The following is a 16,584-nucleotide window of genomic DNA, read 5'->3' as shown; positions in this document are numbered from 1 at the left end:
GAAATCGTTCCCTGGTTTCGAACTCTCTGCCTAAGACAGACGCCCCTTGTACGGCTCGCGGTCGGGTCCCTGGAGGGGGTAGTCCTTCCTGAGCGGGTGCCCGACCCAATCATCGGTCATCAGGATGCGCACGAGGTTCGGGTGGTTCTTGAACTCAATGCCGAAAAGGTCGAACGCCTCGCGCTCCAGCCAGTTGGCGGAGTTCCAGAGGGCGGTGGCGGATTCGATGGAGCAGTCCGCCTCGGTCACCGGCGCCTTCACCCTGATCCGATCCTTGTTGGGGATGGAGAGGAGGTTGTAGACCACCATGAAACGCGGCTCCTGGCCCAGGTAGTCGACCGCGGTGAGGTCGGAGAGGAAGTTGTAACGCAGGTCGTCCCTGAGGAACTTCAGTACCTCGAGAACGCTCTCCTTCTTGACGATCACCGTCACCTCGCCGCGATGCTCCTTGTACTCGAGAAGGGCATCCGCGTAACGCTCCTTCAGCTTCACTACAGCGCGATTATTTTCTGCCATGTCAGCCTTACCTTTCCCTTTGGTCGTTTTGGATTATGCGGCGGGTTCGAGTCTTTCGCCCAAGCCGATGGAAGAGCCGAAGGAGTTCTTCTCGTTGGCGATCTTGTCCTGAAGCTTCATCAGGCCATAGAGAAGGGCCTCAGGACGCGGCGGGCACCCCGGGATGTAGACGTCGACCGGGAGCGCCTCGTCGATGCCCTGCACGACGGAGTAGGTGTCGAAGATCCCGCCCGAGCAGGCGCAGGCGCCCATGGCAACCACCCACTTCGGTTCCGGCATCTGCTCGTACACGGTCTGAATGACCGGGAGCATCTTCTTGGTGACCGTGCCGGCGATGATGATGCAGTCCGACTGACGCGGGGAGGCGCGGAAGATGATACCGAAACGGTCCAGGTCGTGCTTGGCCGCACCGGTCGCCATCATCTCGATCGCGCAGCAGGCAAGACCAAAGGTCATCGGCCAGATGGAGGACTTCCTGGCCCAGTTAACCAGGCTGTCCAGGGAAGTCGTGATGATGTTTTCGCCCAGCGGCTGAGTTACTCCCATTCCAGTGCTCCTTTTTTCCAAACGTAGATGTAGCCTACGAAGAGTATGACGATGAAGAGGCCCATCTCGGCCAGGCCGAACATGCCCAGGCGCTTGAAGAGGACCGCCCAGGGGTACATGAAGACCGCCTCGATGTCGAACAGGATGAAGAGCATCGCGATCAGGTAGAACTTGATCGAGAAGCGCTCGCGTGCGCTGCCCACCGGCTCGCAACCGCACTCGTAAGGTGCGAGCTTCACCTTAGACGGCTTCTTCTGGCCTATGAGCGATGAGAAGACCACCGACCCCAGACCGAACAAGACCGCTATGACCACCAGCACCAAGATTGGCAGATATGCACCAAGCATCCCTTATCCTCCCGTACTACCAGGTTGTTGTTGATTTTCTTTTCAAGCGCGCGGAAATGCCGTATACTGCACGCTTCTCGACCAACAAGCCCCGCCGCTTCCGATAGTTAGCAAGCGCTGCGCCTTCGAAAAAGTATACTGTATACAACATTGCGACCGAAAATTATTTCATTTCACCATCTTTGTCAAGCAGAAATTATCCAGTTATCCCCGAACCGTTTACAGAACGGCGTATACTTTTCCCAAATTGTATTACACCCTTAGGCCTCCCCCCCTCCTGCACCTCTCCCACCCCCTCCGGCCGTATACGAGAAAAGTTTTTAATTCTTGACAGAATATCAGCGGCTATGCTAACCAGAGAGCCCGATAGTTAATAATTTCCAGCCAGTTAGGAGAACCCCGTCATGCAAAACAGCCGTTCGTCGCAACTCTTTCAGCAGGCGCTCAAATCCATCCCCGGCGGGGTCAACTCCCCCGTGCGTGCCTTCCGCTCGGTAGGCTCCGATCCGTTGTTCATAAAGAGCGCTGCCGGCCCCATGATCTTCGACGAGGACGGCAACGGCTACATCGACTACGTGGGCTCCTGGGGTCCGATGATCGTCGGGCACTGCCACCCGAAGGTGGTCGAGGCGATCAAGAAGGCCGTCGATAGCGGTGCATCGTTCGGCGCGCCGACCGAGCTCGAGATCACCTTGGCCGAGATGGTGATCGCGGCGGTCCCCTCCATCGAGATGGTACGCATGGTGAGCTCCGGGACCGAGGCGACCATGAGCGCCATCAGGCTCTCCCGCGGCTACACCGGGCGTGACAACATCCTCAAGTTCTCCGGCTGCTACCACGGCCACTCCGACTCCCTGCTGGTGAAAGCGGGCTCCGGCCTCGCCACCTTCGGGGTGCCCGACTCCCCGGGCGTTCCGGCCGACCTCGCCAAGCACACCCTGACCGCGACCTACAACGACCTCGACTCGGTACGCGCGCTGGTCGCCGCCAACAAGGGGACCATCGCCTGCGTCATCGTCGAGCCGGTGGCAGGGAACATGGGTACCGTTCCGCCGCAGGAAGGGTTCCTCGAGGGACTGCGCGAGATCTGCACCGAGGAAGGGATCGTGCTTATTTTCGACGAGGTCATGTCCGGTTTCCGCGTCGCCTACGGCGGGGCGCAGGAGCGCTTCGGCATCACCCCGGACCTCACTACCCTCGGGAAAATCATCGGCGGTGGGCTCCCGGTAGGCGCCTTCGGCGGTAAGAAAGAGATCATGTCCCAGCTCTCGCCGGCAGGCGGGGTCTACCAGGCGGGCACCCTTTCCGGGAACCCGCTCGCCATGACCGCGGGCATCGAGACCCTGAAGCTCCTGCAGGAGCCGGGCTTCTACGAGAAGCTCGAGGAGAAGAGCAAGTTCGTCGCCGAGGGAATAGCGAAGGCGGCCAAGGACGCCGGTTACCCGCTCTACTCGACCCGCGTCGGCTCCATGTTCTGCGGCTTCTTCTCGAAAGAGCCGGTCTACAACTGGGACAGCGCCGCCAAGTGCGACACGAAGGCGTTCGCCACCTACTTCCGCGGCATGCTGGAAGAGGGGGTCTACCTCGCCTGCTCCCAGTTCGAGACCGCCTTCGTGGGTGCGTCCCACACCGAGAAGGACCTCGAGAAGACCATCGCCGCCGCCGCGAAGTGCTTCAAGTCTCTCTAGGCCGAACTTTTCACCTTGCGCAAAAAAAGAGGCGCCCGCGACGCGGGCGCCTCTTTTTCTTTGGTGTTGTTGCGGGTGAACGGATGGCCGCCTAGGAGGATTTTATCTTCCTGCGTAACGAGAGCATCTCGAGGCTCAGCTCGGCCATGACGCCTACGCGCTGCAGCTCGAAGGCCCCCCCGCCTAACCGCCCCTTGCCGTCGCTCGCACAGATCGCCGCCACCACGTGCCCTCCCATGGAAACGGGGAGCAGCAGGGCGGGTGCGGGGAGCGTCCCCCCCAGTGAGCGGACCAACAGGCCGTCGGCGTCTCCCTTGGCAAGCTCGCACATGACGAGCCCCTTTTCCTCCACCATGCGCGCCATCTGCGGCAACTGCTCCAGATCCGCCTCGAAGCGCGCGAACCCTTCCACGGCCTCGCCGTCGGCGACGGCCTGCACGCCGGAGACCTTGCCGGTTTTCAGGCTCAAAAAACCGCCGCGATCGAACTCGCCTCCCATGTAGGAGACCAAGGCCTGCACCACCTCCATTTCGGTCGCCGCAGCCGCCAGCATCTCGGCGACATCTTTCACGGTGAACTGTTCCGCCGGCGCCTTATCTTCCGGCATGCTCACCCACCGCGTTCCCGCGGTGAGCGGCGCCGAAGCGGCGCTTGCGGCGCCAGCCTCAAAGGAGCTTCTCATCCCCCCTTCGACCTTGATGAAGCGGGTGGGACGGGCGATGCGGTAGTACCTCTCGAGCGCCGCGTTCAGCCTGAGCTCGGTGCAGATCCTCGGTTTCACGACGTACCCGGTGACGAACCCGATCTCCTCCACGGCATCGAAGTCATGGGGATCGGCCATGGCGAGGGAGAGCCGCTTGCCGTCGAGCGCCAGGGGCACCACGCGATACTTGCGCACCAGTTCCATCGGGACCAACTGAAGAACCTCTTTCGGGATCTCGCCGAGTTCGAAAGGCTCGACGCAGGGCGCCCCGGACTGTTCGCTCAGGACATGGGCGAGTTCCTCTTCAGACACGAGCCCCATCTCCACGAGGTTGGTCCCTATCCTCCCCCCGTAGACCACCTGCGCCTTCAGCACCTGTTCCAGCTGGCCTTTCGTCAGGGCCCCAACCTTGAGCAGCATCTCGCCAAGCTTCGCCGACATCCGTTTACCTCCTGGTTTCCTTGCGCCGATTTCTCCAAACGGTACAGCCGCAACATCAAAGTTGGCACATTCTACTTAATACTGTCTTATGATGCAATAAAGTTCTGCAACCCGTCTGTCGCTAGACCTATCTGCCGGACGGGTTGTGCTACCTGCCCCCGCCACCGGAAGCACCGCTAACGTATCCTGAAGCTTACTTGAGATCCTCATGCTCCCCGTAACAGCTCGGCCGCAACACCTATGACTGATTGAGTTTACCCTAATGTAATGATTTTTCTGCATCGACCTGCGGAATTCAGCGGGCATGGTAGTATTTCTTCGTTTTGGACACTGCTATGCCAGTAATCCGTATTCGCCCGGAGGAGATATGCCTATTTCAGGAATCGTTGTGTCATGCAGACCCGATGAGGCCGGCGGCGTCGCCGAAAAACTCGCCGTCTACCAGGGGATAGAGGTGCACGGCGTGCTTGCCGACGGCAAGATCGTGGCCGTCATCGAGGCGGACACCATCGACGCGGAGGTCGACCTGGTGAAAGGGCTGCAGCAGATGGAGGGGGTGATCTCGGTGCAGCTTGCCTACCACAACTTCGAGGATGCGGCTCCCGAGGGGGCCCACCCGGCCGGTTTTTAACGCATTCAATACTCTCAAGGAGGACGCGATGGGACTTTCCAGACGAGACTTCATCAAGGCCTGTGCCGCTGCGGCCGCATTTGCCGCGGCAGGCGCTTCGGTGGCACGACCCGAGTGGGCGGAAGCGGCGGAGGACGGCATCACCTGGGGCAAGGCTCCCTGCCGGTACTGCGGCGTCGGATGCTCGGTCCTGGTGGGTGTGAAGGGGGGACGCATCGTGAGCACCAAGGGGGACCCGGCCGGGCCGGTGAACAAGGGGCTCAACTGTATCAAGGGGTACTTCCTCTCGAAGGCGCTCTACGGCAAGGACCGTCTCACCACGCCTCTGATCCGCAAGGGGAACAGGATGGTCGAGGCGAGCTGGGACGAGGCGCTCGACCTGATCGCCGCGCAGTACAAGAAGGCGATCGCCGAGCACGGGCCCGACTCGGTCGCCCTCTACGGCTCGGGGCAGTGGACCATCCAGGAGGGTTACGTCGCCTCGAAACTGATGAAGGGGGGGATCGGCACCAACAACCTGGAACCGAACGCGAGGCTTTGCATGGCAAGCGCCGTGGTGGCCTTCATGAACACCTTCGGCTCGGACGAGCCGATGGGGTGCTACGACGATCTCGACCTCGGCGACACCTACGTCCTTTGGGGCGCCAACATGGCCGAGGCGCACCCGGTCCTCTTCTCGCGTCTCATCGACAACAAGCTGAAGCACCCGAAGGTGAAGTTGATCGACATTGCCACGAGGCGCACGCGCACCACGAAGATGGCGGACGAGTTCATCGCCATCAAGCCACACGGCGACCTGGCCGCCCTGAATGCCATCATCCACGTGATCCTGCGCGACAAGCTCTACGACGAGGCGTTCGTGGCCAAGCACGTCTCCTTCAAGAGGGGGAAGGAGAACGCCCCTTACGGCCTGAAGGACAAGGAGGCGTTCAACGAGACCCCGGCCGACGTGAAGAACCTCTCCTTCGAGGAGTACAAGGCGCTCATGAAACCTTACACCCCGCAGTGGGCGCAGAAGGTCTCCGGCATCCCCGCCGCGAAGATCGAGGAGCTCGCCAGGGTCTACGGGGACAAGTCCCGGAAGGTGAACTCGCTCTGGACCATGGGGGTGAACCAGCACTCCCGCGGGGTCTGGGTGAACAACCTGATCTACAACCTGCACCTTTTGACCGGTAAGATCTGCAAGCCCGGTGAGAACCCGCTCTCCCTCACCGGCCAGCCCTCGGCGTGCGGCACGGCCCGCGAGGTCGGCACCTTCGCGCACCGGCTCCCGGCGGACATGGTGGTGATGAACGAGGCGCACCGCAAGAAGGCGGCGGGGATCTGGGGGGTTCCTGCAGAAAAGATACCGGCCAAGGTCGGGCTGCACACCGTCGAGATGTTCCGCGCCATCGACCGCGGCGAGCTTAAGTGCATCTGGATCCAGTGCACGAACCCCTTCCAGTCGCTCCCGAACCTGAACCGGGTGCGCAAGGCGGCCCAGTCGAGAAAGGCCTTCATCGTCGTCTCGGACATCTACCCGACCCGCAGCACCGAGCTCGCCGACGTGGTGCTCCCCTCGGCCTCCTGGGTGGAGAAGGAGGGGGTCTTCGGCAACACGGAAAGGCGCACCCAGCAGTGGTTCAAGATGGTGAACGCCCCTGGCAAGTCAAAAGAGGACGTCTGGCAGTTGATCGAGTTCGCGAAGCGCATGGGGCACGGCGCGCTCTTCCCCTACCCGGAGAAGGGGATGCACCGGGCGATCTTCGAGGAGTACCGCAAGTTCACCTTGGGTACCGGCAAGGACCTTGCCCCCTACGGCACGTACGCCAAGGTGCGCGGGCTTCGCTGGCCGGTCAAGGCGAACGGCACGGAGACGAGGTGGCGCTACACCGAGGCGGACGACGAGCACGTCGCCAAAGGCGAGGGGATCAAGTTCTACAAGGCGCCCAACAACAAGGTATCGGCCTGGTTCCGCCCCTACGAGCCCCCCGCCGAGGTCCCGGACCGCAACTACCCGTTCTGGTTCTGCACCGGGCGGCTCCTCGAGCACTGGCACACCGGCACCATGACCGGGCGCGTCCCCGAGCTTAGGAGGGCTGTCTCCCAGGCGACGGTGGAGCTGCATCCGGAAGACGCGAAGCGGCTCGGCATCAGAAACCGCGACCAGGTGCGCATCACCTCGCGGCGCGGCTCGATCGTGCTGACCGCCGAGATCGGCGGCAGAGGGACCCCGGAGCGCGGCTCCGTCTTCACAACCTTCTTCGACGAGAAGAAGCTGGTGAACGAGATCTGCATCGACGCCTTCGATCCGCTCTCCAAGGAACCGGATTTCAAGAAGTGCGCGGTCAAGGTGCAAAAGGCGTAGGAAGATGCCGAAAGAGCGGGACGACAGCGGCATCTCGCGGCGCCGGTTCCTGAAGGGGGGAGCGCTGGCACCCTTCGCGCTCGCGCTCGCGACCGCCGGGGGGGCCTCGGTCTACCTGCGGCCGGGGGAGGCGCACGGCTTCGTGCTCAGGCCCCCCGGCGCCATCGCGGCGCGTCGCTTCCTGGCCGCCTGCGTGCGCTGCGGCAAGTGCGCCCAGGCCTGCCCGTATCACGCGATCAGGCTCCAGGATCGGGGCGTAGGGATCGGGACGCCATACATCTCGGCGCGACAGACTCCCTGCTACCTCTGCCCCGACCTCCCCTGCGTCAAGGCCTGCCCGTCCGGCGCGCTCGACCCGAAGACCACCGAGGTGGAAAAGGTGCGCATGGGAACCGCGCAGATCGTAGACCGGGAGGGATGCCTCTCGATACGCGGGCTGCGCTGCGAGGTCTGTTACCGCCAGTGCCCGCTCATCGACCAGGCGATCACCCTGGAGCCGCGGCACAACCCGCGGACCGGGGAACACACCATCATGGAGCCGGTGGTGCACCGGGAGAAGTGCGTCGGCTGCGGGGTCTGCGAGAACGCCTGCGTGCTCCCCAAGCCGGTGATCGTGGTGCGGGAGACGGTAGAGGTCCAGAGGGACAGCTATGACTTCTAGGTGGTGGCTGCCGCGCCGGGCGGTGCAGACCGGCACCATTTTGCTGCTCGCCTCTCCGGTGGCGGGATTCACCTTTTTCAGCGGCAACCTCGCCTCCGCGGAACTTGCCGGGGTGCGCCTTTCGGACCCGCTCGCCTGCCTGCAGGCGGTGATCGGCTCCGGCGTCCTTATCCCCTCCTTCCTCTTCGGGGCGCTCCTGGTGACTTCCGGCTACTTCGTCTTTGGAGGGCGCAGCTTCTGTGGCTGGGTCTGTCCGGTAGGCTTTCTCACCGAGCTGGGGGAGAAGTTCTCGAGAAGGATGAGGCGTGGGGGACGATTCCTGCCGCTTGCCACCGGCCGCTACATCCTTGCGGCCGTGCTGGTGACCGTGGCGGCGACCGGGGTCCCCCTTTTCGAGGTGCTGTCGCCCATCGGCATCATGGGGCGCGCCATCGCTTTCGCCTCCCTCGTCCCGCTTCTGGTCCCGGCTGCGATCCTCTTGGTGGAAGGCGTTGCTGCGCCGCGGGTCTGGTGCCGCTCGCTCTGCCCGCTGGGCGCGTTCTACGCACTCATCGCCCGCTTCAGTCCGCTGAAGGTCGGCTTCCACAGGGAGCGCTGCACGGGGTGCGGCGACTGCGTTGCGGTCTGCCCGGTCCCGGAAGTGCTCGAGCCGCTTTGGGACCAGGGGGCGCGCCGGGTGCGCGCCGGAGAGTGCACCCGCTGCCTTGCCTGCCTCGACATCTGCCCCGAGCGCGCCTTAAGCGTCGGGTTCCGTTTCAAGAAAGAGCCCCACTCCGTAACGGACGAGGGGATACCGATCGAGAAGTCCGCCCCATAGGAGGTCTCATATGAAGAAAAACGTGCTCCCCCTCATCCTTTGCGCCTTCCTGGCGCTGGCACTACAGGCCCCGGCATGGGGCGACGAGGCGGAAGAGTCTGCGCCCGACCTCGCCGCGGATGCGCAGCAGTCTCCCGGAGATCCCCCGGTGATTCCGCACGCCGTGAAGGCGAACCAGGACGGCGAGGAGTGTAACGCCTGCCATCGCGACGGAGTGAAGGGGGCGCCCGCCACGAGTCACCCCGAGCGGCTCAACTGTACCCAGTGCCATGTGCAGGGGGGAAAGGAAAGCGTGAAGAAAGGAAAGCGCGGCAAGAAATGACCGTGAGCCGGAAGGATTTTTTTCGCGGCAGCTTCTACGCGGTGGGGGATTTCCTGCTGAACTCCAGCCGGGTCCTGGCTGATCCCGGGGAGATGCGCGACCGGGAGCCGGGCCTGTCGGCGCATGCGGCGGGAGACGACGAAGCGGGGGTGGTCAGGGTGGCGCGGGTCGATCCCGAGCACTGCCCGGCCGGAAGCTGCGGCTGCTTTACCTGCCTCGACAGGTGCGAGGCGGGGGCGCTCTCCTTCGCCGCGGGGGTCGGCATCGTCATCGACGAGGGGCTCTGCACCGGGTGCGGCGCGTGCGTCTCCTGCTGTCCGCTCGCCGAAGTGGCGCTCCGCCTGGTCCCGGCTAGGTCAGGATCAGCTTCAGAGCCGCCGAAAAGGTGACCAGGGAAAGGGTCCTCAGTATGGCCGGCACGGGTAAGAGTCGGCTGCCAAGCGCCGAGCCCAACAGGCCGCCCAAGACTGCCGCTGCGGCGAGCCATGCGGAACCGTGCATGACGTTTCCCAAGGAGCTCACGTGACCGAGCAGGCCGGCGATGGAATTGACCAGGATGAAGAGCGCCGAGATGCCGGCGGTCTGGCGCGGCGTGGCCCAGCCGAATAAAAGCAGGAGCGGGCTCAGGAAGATCCCTCCCCCGACGCCGATGAGGCCGGAGACGAAACCTAAGACCATGCCGATCGCCGCCGCGACCGCCTGCGGAGGAGACGAGGGGGGAACCGGATTTTCGACCTGGCGGTAGACCAGCCGGAAGGCGGCGAAAAGAAGCACCGCCCCAAGCAGGGGCTTGAAGTAGATCGCGGGGAGTTGCAGCGCACCGCCAACGAAACTCATCGGGATGGAAGTCACGGCGAAGGGCCAGAAGACGGACCAGCGGAACTGGCCAGCGCGCCGGTAGGTGCAGGTGGCAATACCGGCGACCAGGATGTTTAGGACGAGTGCGGTCGGCTTTATCGACGCGGTCGGCAGGGCGAAAAGGGCCATGAGGGCGATGTAGCCGGATGCACCGCCGTGCCCCACGCTCGAGTAGAGGACGGCGACCACCAGGATACAGACGAAGAGCGCTGCCAGCAGGGTGAGCGTCATAGGGCAAACCCCAGGCCGGCGAACTTGCCGTTCACGAGCTCTTCGAACCCCTTTTGTAGCGCTTCGAACTTCTGGAGCAGGCTTTCCGCCTCGGGGGTGAGCGTCGACGCTCCACCTCCGCTCCCCCCCTTGGAGCGAAGCACAAGCGGAAAGCCGAGCCGTTTCTCCATGGAGTCGATGTAGGTCCAGGCCTTGCGGTAGGGGATCCCCATCTCCTTGGCGGCGGCGTTTATGGAGCCGCTCTTCCCCACCAGTCGCAGCAGCTCGAGGCGCCCCTGTCCCAGCACCGGTTCCCCATCCAGTTCGATCCAGATCTTGGAGCGGACGCAGAGTCTCGAACGAGCGGCACCGGTACGGCTCTCCCTCGCTCCATCCTTTCCGCAGCTGTCATCGCGGCTGTGGTCCGTCATTGCAGCTCCTTCCCTTGGGACGCATCCGTTATACCAAAAGCGCACAACGCAACTGATGGTACCACCTTTCCCGCAACGGGCAACCTTTTCCCACCGCGCCATAGCGTCCTGAGGTAACATAAAGGGCAAGACGCCGCGATAAATCGCTATTTTTGTTGAGGCGCGTCTTGGAAATTAATTGACATTAGTACCGCCGACGTGCTATTTAGCCTTGGTTTTCTACCCGTGATTTGTATACGGGACAGAGGACGCACAGTTATGAATGAAGAAAAGAAGAACCTGCTCAGGACGCTGGGCATGATCTCCACCATGGGGATCGCGTTCGCGGTGGCCATCGCCATCGGCGTCTACGTGGGGTTGAAACTGGACCATTGGCTCGGCACTGACCCGTGGTTTTTCTTCATCTTCATGTTTTTCGGCATTGCGGCAGGTTTCCGCAACATATTCATATTAGCGGGAAAAGAGCTGCGCGATGACGGGTCCGACAAGGATAAACGAGAGTAACATCTTCTCCTGGCTGGTGCGTGGGAGTCTCCTGCTGAGCGGGGCTTTCGGCGCCGCCGGTGCCTTGCTGGTCTCACCGAGGTTCGGAGTTTCGCTCTTCGCGGGCGGCATGCTCGCCATCGCGAACTTCTTCTGGATCCGCAACGGTCTGGAAGCGGCGCTTCGCCTGCAGCCGCGCAACGCCTCGCGCTTCGCCGTATTACGCTACATCCTGCGGCTGGCCATCATGGCGGCGCTTTTGTACCTGGCGATCGTGGTCCTAAAGGCAGACATCTTCGGCCTTTTGATCGGACTTTCGGTCCTCGTGATCAACATAATCGCTTTTTCGATATATTTGTCGACCCGTAAAGGAGGCTAGCTTCATGGTTCATCCGTTTTTATTCCTTCAGTTCTTCCGCGAGTTGCTCCACCCCCTCGGCTTTTCCGAGGCAGGTGCCGACGCCGTAGTCTACACCTGGCTGCTCATGCTCGGCCTGGTGCTTCTGTCCATCGCGGCAACCAAGAGGCTGCAGGCGGTTCCCTCCGGCCTCCAGAACTTCATGGAAGTGATCGTGGGCGGCATCGAGAACATGCTGGTGGAGACCATGGGCGAGCACGGCCGTCCGTTCTTCCCGCTGGTGGCCACCCTGGCCCTGTTCATCCTGGTGTCCAACCTGATGGGCCTCGTCCCGGGCTTCTTCCCGCCGACCGCTAACATCAACACCACCGCGGCCTGCGCGGTCGTCGTGTTCGTCACCACCCACATCGTGGGCGTGAAGCACCACGGCGCCGCTTACATCAAGCACTTCCTGGGCCCCATCGCCTGGCTGGCACCGATGATGTTCTTCATCGAGGTGATCGGTCACCTGAGCCGCGTTATCTCGCTCACCCTGCGTCTCTTCGGTAACATGAACGGCCACGAGCTCGTCCTGATCATCTTCTTCGGTCTGGCTCCGTTCCTGGTACCGCTGCCGATGATGCTGATGGGCGTGCTGGTCTCCTTCATTCAGGCCTTCGTCTTCATGCTCCTCGCGATGATCTACATCCAGGGCTCGCTGGAGCACGCGCACTAAAACCAAAAAGACGTTCAGCGTTCAACGTTCAAGGTTAACACCGAGGACGCTGGAACGTTGAACGTTGAACATTGAACGGACTTTACTTCCTATACTATTTAGGAAAAATACGCAGCAAAGGAGAAACAAATGGAATTCTTTACTATGTGTGTACTCGCAGCAGGCATCGGCATGGCTCTCGGCACCCTCGGCACCGGCATCGGCCAGGGTCTCGCAGTTAAGAGCGCTGTTGAAGGCGTTTCCCGTAACCCGGGCGCTTCCGGCAAAATCCTCACCACCATGATGATCGGTCTGGCAATGATCGAGTCCCTGGCGATCTACGCACTGGTCGTCTGCCTCATCATCCTCTTCGCCAACCCGTACAAAGAAGTAGCTCTCGAGCTGGCTAAAGCTGTCGCGAAGTAATTCGTTACCGCACGAAGCTTGAAAAAGGGCACACCGCAAGGTGTGCCCTTTTTTTATATCCGCTGCGTAACTTGTCCCCGAACGGCACCTGTTTCTTATTCATTCGACCGGCGGCATCACTTCGTAGCAACGCCCTCACCCGCCCTTCGGGCACCCTCTCCCGAAGGGCGAGGGGATGGGGGGTCCCTTGACATTTCAAAGCCGCTATGAAATAGTCCGGCCATGAAAATCATAGCCGACATGCACACTCACACGCTCGCTTCAGGGCACGCCTACTCCACCATCAACGAACTGGCAAATGCCGCCGCCCAGGCCGGACTGCGCGGACTCGCGGTGACCGACCACGGCCCGGGGCTCCCCGGCGGACCGCACCGCTTCCATTTCTGCGCCATGCGCTTCGTCCCGGCAACCATCTCCGGGGTCAGGATCTTCCGCGGCGTCGAGGCGAACATCCTCGACCACACGGGTAGGCTCGACCTCGAGCCGGACGTCCTAGAGACGCTCGACTTCGTCATGGCCGGCTTCCACGAGGACTGCGGCATCTGCGGCCAGGACCGCGCGCGCAACACGAAGACCCTCCTCGCCGTGATGGAAAACCCGCTGGTAAAATGCATCTCCCACCCGGGTAACCCCGTCTTCCCGCTCGACTACGAGGAGATCGTCATGGGTGCACTTGCCACCGACACGGCGCTCGAGCTGAACAACTCCTCGCTCTCGGCGGTGAGCCGCAAGGGGAGCGAAGGAAACTGCACCGAGATCGCCCGTCTCTGCGCGCGGATCGGGGCGCGGGTGATGATAGGAAGCGACGCGCACATCTGCCAGGGGGTCGGGGTGTTTGACGAGGCGCTGAAGCTGGCGGCAGAGGCGGGTATCGCCGAAGGGCAGGTGGTCAACGCTTCGTGGGAGCGGCTGCTTGATTTCCTCGGGATCAAGGAATAGAAGGCGCAATAAGGATCATCGGAACATTCCAGGAAGGAAGGGGTGTGTTGCCGCGAAGCAATGCATGAGCCTCAGCGTTCCCCCCTTTGCGAAGGGGGGTCAGGGGGGATTTGCCTTTCGTTAGAGCATGCAAGCTCTTTCTGACGCTGCGATGCCCCACGCTGCGCAAGTTAAATCACAGATGCCGAACGACCCTGGTGGTTCCGTCTTGCGTGAAAGCAACTCTCGGGATCCATTCAACCGACGGGAACCAAGAGCAAAGAGCAAATCCCCCCCGTCCCCCCTTCGCAAAGGGGGGAGCGCGAGTTCACGTATGGCGCTTCGTAGCTCATGTACCCGCCTTCCAGCAATTTCCGAACGTCCCCCCAAAAGTCCCGAATATGCAAAAAAAGAGGGGCGAACTTTAGTAGTTCGCCCCCGGTAGAAACAGCCTGATCTTCGATCTAGCGCTTCACAATCTTCACGCAGTGCGCCGCCTGCTCGGCCTTCTCCCTCGCATCGTCACAATCCTTGCCCAATACGAGTGCCACGCCCATGCGGCGCCCCTTCCTGGTGTCCGGCTTGCCGAAAAGACGCAGCTTGCTCGCAGGTATCGCGAGCGCCTCGGCAACCCCTTCGAAAGCGACCTCACCAACAGCATCCTCCGCGAGAATGACGTGCGACGCGGCGCAGCCAAGGCTCTCAACCTCAGGGACGGGAAGCCCCAGGATAGCGCGTACGTGCAATTCGAACTCGGAGAGGTTCTGGGAGACCATGGTGACCATCCCGGTGTCGTGAGGACGGGGGGAGACCTCGGAGAACCAGACCTTCTCGCCGGTCACGAAGAACTCCACGCCGAAGATGCCGCGTCCGCCAAGGGCGGCGGTCACCGCCTCGGCCTGGCGCTGCGCCTCGGCGAGCACGGCGGGAACCATCGGGGTCGGCTGCCATGACTCGTGGTAGTCGCCGTCGATCTGGCGGTGACCGATCGGCGGACAGAAGGTGGTGCCGCCGACATGGCGCACGGTGAGGAGGGTGATCTCGTAATCGAACGGGATGAACTCCTCCACGATCACCTTGTTGGAGGCACCGCGCGCCCCCTCGATGGCGTAGCGGAAGGAGCGCTCCATGTCAGCCGCGTCGCGCAGGACGCTCTGCCCCTTGCCAGACGAGCTCATGATCGGCTTCACCACGCAGGGAAGTCCGATGGCGGCGACGGCCTCGGCGAACTCCTCCATGCTGGTGGCGAAACGGTACGCCGCGGTCGGGAGGCCGAGCTCCTCGGCGGCGAGCCTGCGGATCCCCTCGCGGTTCATGGTGAGATTCGCGGCGCGCGCGGTCGGGATGACGTTGAAGCCTTCCTTTTCGAGCTCCAGGAGGTACTCGGTGTTGATCGCCTCGATCTCCGGGACGATGTAGGCGGGGTTTTCAAGGCGCACCACCCGGTCCAGCTCCTCACGGTTCAGCATGTCGATCACGTGGCTTCTATGCGCGATCTGCATCGCCGGAGCGTTCGCGTAGCGGTCCACCGCCACCACCTCGATCCCGAACCTCTGGGCCTCGATGGCCACTTCCTTGCCGAGCTCCCCCGAGCCCAAAAGCATCATCCTCGTCGCACCTGTCTTCAGCGGCGTACCGATCATCTTCTCTCCTGACTGTGTATTAGGTTACGGCTACTTCGAACTGTTCCTGGTGGAAGCCGGGCTTCGCGCGGACCGTGATCCGCTTCTTGAAGTTCTTCTCCAGCTCCTCGAGGCCGCGGCGCTCCTCGTCGTAGAGGAGGTCGGCCACCTGCGGGTGCACGGTGAGCATCACCTTGGTGCCCCGGATATCCAGCATCTCGCGGCGCAGTTCGCGGAAGATCTCGTGGCATACGGTGATCTTCGACTTCACGTAGCCGCGTCCCTCGCAGTAAGGGCAGGGCTCGCACATCATGCGCCCGAGGCTCTCGCGCACGCGCTTCCGGGTCATCTCCACGAGGCCCAGTTCGGAGATCTTCAGGATGTTGGTCTTCGACTTGTCGCTCTTGAGCGCCTCCTCGAGCGCGCCGTAGACCTTCTCCCGGTTCACCTCCTTCTCCATGTCGATGAAGTCGATGATGATGATGCCGCCCAGGTTTCTCAGGCGCAGCTGGTAAGCGATCTCCTTGACCGCCTCGAGGTTTGTCTTCAGGATGGTGTCTTCGAGGTTGTGCTTGCCGACGTAACGCCCGGTGTTCACGTCGATGGCGGTGAGCGCCTCGGTCTGCTCGATGATGATGTAGCCGCCCGATTTGAGCCAGACCTTGCGGCCGAGGGCGCGGCTGATCTCAACCTCGAGACCGAAGTGGTCGAAGATCGGCTCCTCCTCGTCGTACAGCTCGATGGAGTACTTCATCTTGGGCATGAAGGTGCTGATGAACTGGACGATCTTGTCGTGTTCGGGCTTCGAGTCGACGACGATGCGCTCTACCGACTCGGTGAGGATGTCGCGCACCACCTTCTGGGTGACGTCGAGGTCCGAGTGGATCAGGGTCGGCGCGCCCGCCTTGTCCTTCTTCTTGGCGATCTCGTCCCAGAGTTTGGTGAGGTAGTGCAGGTCGGCGACCAGGTCCTCCTCGCTCTTTCCCTCCGAGACGGTCCGGACGATGAAGCCGCCGCCGACCGGCTTGATGCGGTCGACGATCTCTTTGAGGCGCTCGCGCTCCTCCTCGTCCTCGATGCGGCGGGAGATGCCGACGTGGTCCACGGTCGGCATGTAGACCAGGTGACGCCCGGGGAGCGAGATGTGCGCCGTGATGCGCGCCCCCTTGGTGCCGATCGGTTCCTTTGAGATCTGCACCAGGAGTTCCTGCCCTTCCTGGAGGAGATCCTCGATCGGGTGCAGCGGGTGCGGCACCGGCTCCTCACCCTGCTCCGGCTCTATGTAACTGTCGTACTCGTCCATGGCGTCGAAGACGTCCGCCACGTAAAGAAATGCCGCCTTTTCCAGCCCGATGTCCACGAACGCCGCCTGCATACCCGGCAGCACCCGGACCACCCTACCCTTGTAGATGTTGCCGATGATCCCCTTCACCCTGCTCCTCTCGACGTACAGCTCCGCGATGGTGCCGTTTTCGATGAGCGCGATGCGGGTCTCGTGGGAGGTGGTGTTGATAACCAGCTCGTTTCCCATGTGAACCCCTTCCTGTATATAAATTCAAAAACAA

At 62.4% G+C, this 16,584-nt stretch carries 20 protein-coding genes; 12 read left to right on the top strand and 8 right to left on the bottom strand.

The annotated features are described in order from the left end of the window. Window positions 1–30: 30 nt before the first annotated feature. Genes E4633_RS04860 through E4633_RS04850 form a run of 3 tightly spaced genes read right to left on the bottom strand, consistent with a single transcriptional unit; the run spans window position 31 to window position 1,409 of the window. A complete protein-coding gene (locus E4633_RS04860) occupies window positions 31–516 on the bottom strand; it encodes an NADH-quinone oxidoreductase subunit C (RefSeq protein ID WP_135869116.1) in 486 nt (161 codons plus the stop codon). Between the two features lie 33 nt (window positions 517–549). Next, window positions 550–1,062, bottom strand: coding sequence for an NADH-quinone oxidoreductase subunit B (locus E4633_RS04855; protein WP_135869115.1), 513 nt, complete (start codon window positions 1,060–1,062; stop codon window positions 550–552). Further along, window positions 1,053–1,409, bottom strand: coding sequence for an NADH-quinone oxidoreductase subunit A (locus E4633_RS04850; RefSeq protein WP_135869114.1), 357 nt, complete (start codon window positions 1,407–1,409; stop codon window positions 1,053–1,055). The genes E4633_RS04855 and E4633_RS04850 overlap by 10 nt, the downstream gene beginning before the upstream one ends. 404 nt (window positions 1,410–1,813) lie before the next feature. On the opposite strand from E4633_RS04850, the gene hemL reads away from it, so the two are divergent. Next, window positions 1,814–3,097: a glutamate-1-semialdehyde 2,1-aminomutase gene (hemL, locus tag E4633_RS04845; protein ID WP_135869113.1), complete on the top strand. Its 1,284-nt coding sequence runs from the start codon at window positions 1,814–1,816 to the stop codon at window positions 3,095–3,097. A gap of 91 nt (window positions 3,098–3,188) precedes the next feature. Here the strand turns inward: hemL and E4633_RS04840 are convergent, their stop codons facing one another. Beyond that, the gene (locus tag E4633_RS04840; RefSeq protein WP_135869112.1) at window positions 3,189–4,241 is read right to left on the bottom strand and encodes a GspE/PulE/PilB domain-containing protein; all 1,053 of its coding nucleotides are present in this window, start codon (window positions 4,239–4,241) and stop codon (window positions 3,189–3,191) included. Window positions 4,242–4,608: 367 nt separating this feature from the next. Here E4633_RS04840 and E4633_RS04835 point away from each other — a divergent pair, with 367 nt between their 5' ends. Genes E4633_RS04835 through E4633_RS20515 form a run of 6 tightly spaced genes read left to right on the top strand, consistent with a single transcriptional unit; the run spans window position 4,609 to window position 9,408 of the window. Then, window positions 4,609–4,872, top strand: coding sequence for a chaperone NapD (locus E4633_RS04835; protein WP_135869111.1), 264 nt, complete (start codon window positions 4,609–4,611; stop codon window positions 4,870–4,872). Between the two features lie 28 nt (window positions 4,873–4,900). Then, window positions 4,901–7,219, top strand: coding sequence for a molybdopterin-dependent oxidoreductase (locus tag E4633_RS04830; protein ID WP_135869110.1), 2,319 nt, complete (start codon window positions 4,901–4,903; stop codon window positions 7,217–7,219). Between the two features lie 4 nt (window positions 7,220–7,223). After that, window positions 7,224–7,880, top strand: a complete 657-nt coding sequence (locus E4633_RS04825) for a MauM/NapG family ferredoxin-type protein (protein ID WP_135869109.1) — start codon at window positions 7,224–7,226, stop codon at window positions 7,878–7,880. Continuing rightward, window positions 7,870–8,697 (top strand): NapH/MauN family ferredoxin-type protein, encoded by an 828-nt coding sequence (locus E4633_RS04820; protein ID WP_135869108.1) that lies wholly within the window; start codon window positions 7,870–7,872, stop codon window positions 8,695–8,697. Before E4633_RS04825 ends, E4633_RS04820 begins: the two co-directional genes overlap by 11 nt. A 10-nt stretch (window positions 8,698–8,707) precedes the next feature. Further along, the gene (locus E4633_RS04815) at window positions 8,708–9,019 is read left to right on the top strand and encodes a hypothetical protein (protein WP_135869107.1); all 312 of its coding nucleotides are present in this window, start codon (window positions 8,708–8,710) and stop codon (window positions 9,017–9,019) included. A 2-nt stretch (window positions 9,020–9,021) separates the two neighbouring features. Beyond that, entirely contained in the window at window positions 9,022–9,408 is a 387-nt protein-coding gene (locus E4633_RS20515) for a hypothetical protein (protein WP_198419384.1), read from the top strand. On the opposite strand, the gene E4633_RS04805 is transcribed toward E4633_RS20515, so the two are convergent. After that, a complete protein-coding gene (locus E4633_RS04805) occupies window positions 9,371–10,108 on the bottom strand; it encodes a sulfite exporter TauE/SafE family protein (RefSeq protein WP_135869106.1) in 738 nt (245 codons plus the stop codon). The genes E4633_RS20515 and E4633_RS04805 overlap by 38 nt on opposite strands. Beyond that, window positions 10,105–10,518 carry a winged helix-turn-helix domain-containing protein gene (locus E4633_RS04800; protein ID WP_135869105.1) on the bottom strand — a complete coding sequence of 138 codons (414 nt, stop codon included), beginning with the start codon at window positions 10,516–10,518 and terminating at the stop codon, window positions 10,105–10,107. Before E4633_RS04800 ends, E4633_RS04805 begins: the two co-directional genes overlap by 4 nt. Window positions 10,519–10,776: 258 nt before the next feature. On the opposite strand from E4633_RS04800, the gene E4633_RS04795 reads away from it, so the two are divergent. The 5 genes from E4633_RS04795 to E4633_RS04775 all read left to right on the top strand — a co-directional run bounded on the left by E4633_RS04795 (window position 10,777) and on the right by E4633_RS04775 (window position 13,418). After that, window positions 10,777–11,022, top strand: coding sequence for an AtpZ/AtpI family protein (locus E4633_RS04795; protein ID WP_135869104.1), 246 nt, complete (start codon window positions 10,777–10,779; stop codon window positions 11,020–11,022). Next, window positions 10,991–11,380, top strand: a complete 390-nt coding sequence (locus E4633_RS04790) for an ATP synthase subunit I (RefSeq protein WP_135869103.1) — start codon at window positions 10,991–10,993, stop codon at window positions 11,378–11,380. The genes E4633_RS04795 and E4633_RS04790 overlap by 32 nt, the downstream gene beginning before the upstream one ends. A 4-nt stretch (window positions 11,381–11,384) precedes the next feature. Beyond that, on the top strand, window positions 11,385–12,074 hold the full coding sequence (gene atpB / locus E4633_RS04785) for a F0F1 ATP synthase subunit A (protein ID WP_135869102.1): 690 nt from the start codon (window positions 11,385–11,387) through the stop codon (window positions 12,072–12,074). Between the two features lie 129 nt (window positions 12,075–12,203). Next, window positions 12,204–12,479: an ATP synthase F0 subunit C gene (gene atpE, locus E4633_RS04780; RefSeq protein ID WP_015722622.1), complete on the top strand. Its 276-nt coding sequence runs from the start codon at window positions 12,204–12,206 to the stop codon at window positions 12,477–12,479. Window positions 12,480–12,701: 222 nt separating this feature from the next. Further along, window positions 12,702–13,418: a phosphatase gene (locus E4633_RS04775; RefSeq protein ID WP_135869101.1), complete on the top strand. Its 717-nt coding sequence runs from the start codon at window positions 12,702–12,704 to the stop codon at window positions 13,416–13,418. Window positions 13,419–13,861: 443 nt separating this feature from the next. Here E4633_RS04775 and purT read toward each other — a convergent pair whose 3' ends face one another. Then, window positions 13,862–15,040, bottom strand: coding sequence for a formate-dependent phosphoribosylglycinamide formyltransferase (gene purT / locus E4633_RS04770; RefSeq protein ID WP_135869100.1), 1,179 nt, complete (start codon window positions 15,038–15,040; stop codon window positions 13,862–13,864). A gap of 19 nt (window positions 15,041–15,059) precedes the next feature. After that, complete coding sequence (locus tag E4633_RS04765; protein WP_135869099.1) at window positions 15,060–16,550, bottom strand: Rne/Rng family ribonuclease; 1,491 nt, start codon at window positions 16,548–16,550, stop codon at window positions 15,060–15,062. Between the last annotated feature and the right edge of the window lie 34 nt (window positions 16,551–16,584).

Origin of the sequence: Geomonas terrae (assembly GCF_004791675.1) — a bacterium.
GTDB lineage: Bacteria > Desulfobacterota > Desulfuromonadia > Geobacterales > Geobacteraceae > Geomonas > Geomonas edaphica.
The sequence above is the reverse complement of the archived record's forward strand: the minus strand, read 5'-3'. Positions and strand labels throughout refer to the sequence as shown.

Bases quoted from the DNA above. Each gene is read 5' to 3' on its own strand.
- E4633_RS04860 (WP_135869116.1), bottom strand. From the start codon at position 516: ATGGCAGAAAATAATCGCGCTGTAGTGAAGCTGAAGGAGCGTTACGCG.
- E4633_RS04855 (WP_135869115.1), bottom strand. From the start codon at position 1,062: ATGGGAGTAACTCAGCCGCTGGGCGAAAACATCATCACGACTTCCCTG.
- E4633_RS04850 (WP_135869114.1), bottom strand. From the start codon at position 1,409: ATGCTTGGTGCATATCTGCCAATCTTGGTGCTGGTGGTCATAGCGGTC.
- hemL (WP_135869113.1), top strand. From the start codon at position 1,814: ATGCAAAACAGCCGTTCGTCGCAACTCTTTCAGCAGGCGCTCAAATCC.
- E4633_RS04840 (WP_135869112.1), bottom strand. From the start codon at position 4,241: ATGTCGGCGAAGCTTGGCGAGATGCTGCTCAAGGTTGGGGCCCTGACG.
- E4633_RS04835 (WP_135869111.1), top strand. From the start codon at position 4,609: ATGCCTATTTCAGGAATCGTTGTGTCATGCAGACCCGATGAGGCCGGC.
- E4633_RS04830 (WP_135869110.1), top strand. From the start codon at position 4,901: ATGGGACTTTCCAGACGAGACTTCATCAAGGCCTGTGCCGCTGCGGCC.
- E4633_RS04825 (WP_135869109.1), top strand. From the start codon at position 7,224: ATGCCGAAAGAGCGGGACGACAGCGGCATCTCGCGGCGCCGGTTCCTG.
- E4633_RS04820 (WP_135869108.1), top strand. From the start codon at position 7,870: ATGACTTCTAGGTGGTGGCTGCCGCGCCGGGCGGTGCAGACCGGCACC.
- E4633_RS04815 (WP_135869107.1), top strand. From the start codon at position 8,708: ATGAAGAAAAACGTGCTCCCCCTCATCCTTTGCGCCTTCCTGGCGCTG.
- E4633_RS04805 (WP_135869106.1), bottom strand. From the start codon at position 10,108: ATGACGCTCACCCTGCTGGCAGCGCTCTTCGTCTGTATCCTGGTGGTC.
- E4633_RS04800 (WP_135869105.1), bottom strand. From the start codon at position 10,518: ATGACGGACCACAGCCGCGATGACAGCTGCGGAAAGGATGGAGCGAGG.
- E4633_RS04795 (WP_135869104.1), top strand. From the start codon at position 10,777: ATGAATGAAGAAAAGAAGAACCTGCTCAGGACGCTGGGCATGATCTCC.
- E4633_RS04790 (WP_135869103.1), top strand. From the start codon at position 10,991: ATGACGGGTCCGACAAGGATAAACGAGAGTAACATCTTCTCCTGGCTG.
- atpB (WP_135869102.1), top strand. From the start codon at position 11,385: ATGGTTCATCCGTTTTTATTCCTTCAGTTCTTCCGCGAGTTGCTCCAC.
- atpE (WP_015722622.1), top strand. From the start codon at position 12,204: ATGGAATTCTTTACTATGTGTGTACTCGCAGCAGGCATCGGCATGGCT.
- E4633_RS04775 (WP_135869101.1), top strand. From the start codon at position 12,702: ATGAAAATCATAGCCGACATGCACACTCACACGCTCGCTTCAGGGCAC.
- purT (WP_135869100.1), bottom strand. From the start codon at position 15,040: ATGATCGGTACGCCGCTGAAGACAGGTGCGACGAGGATGATGCTTTTG.
- E4633_RS04765 (WP_135869099.1), bottom strand. From the start codon at position 16,550: ATGGGAAACGAGCTGGTTATCAACACCACCTCCCACGAGACCCGCATC.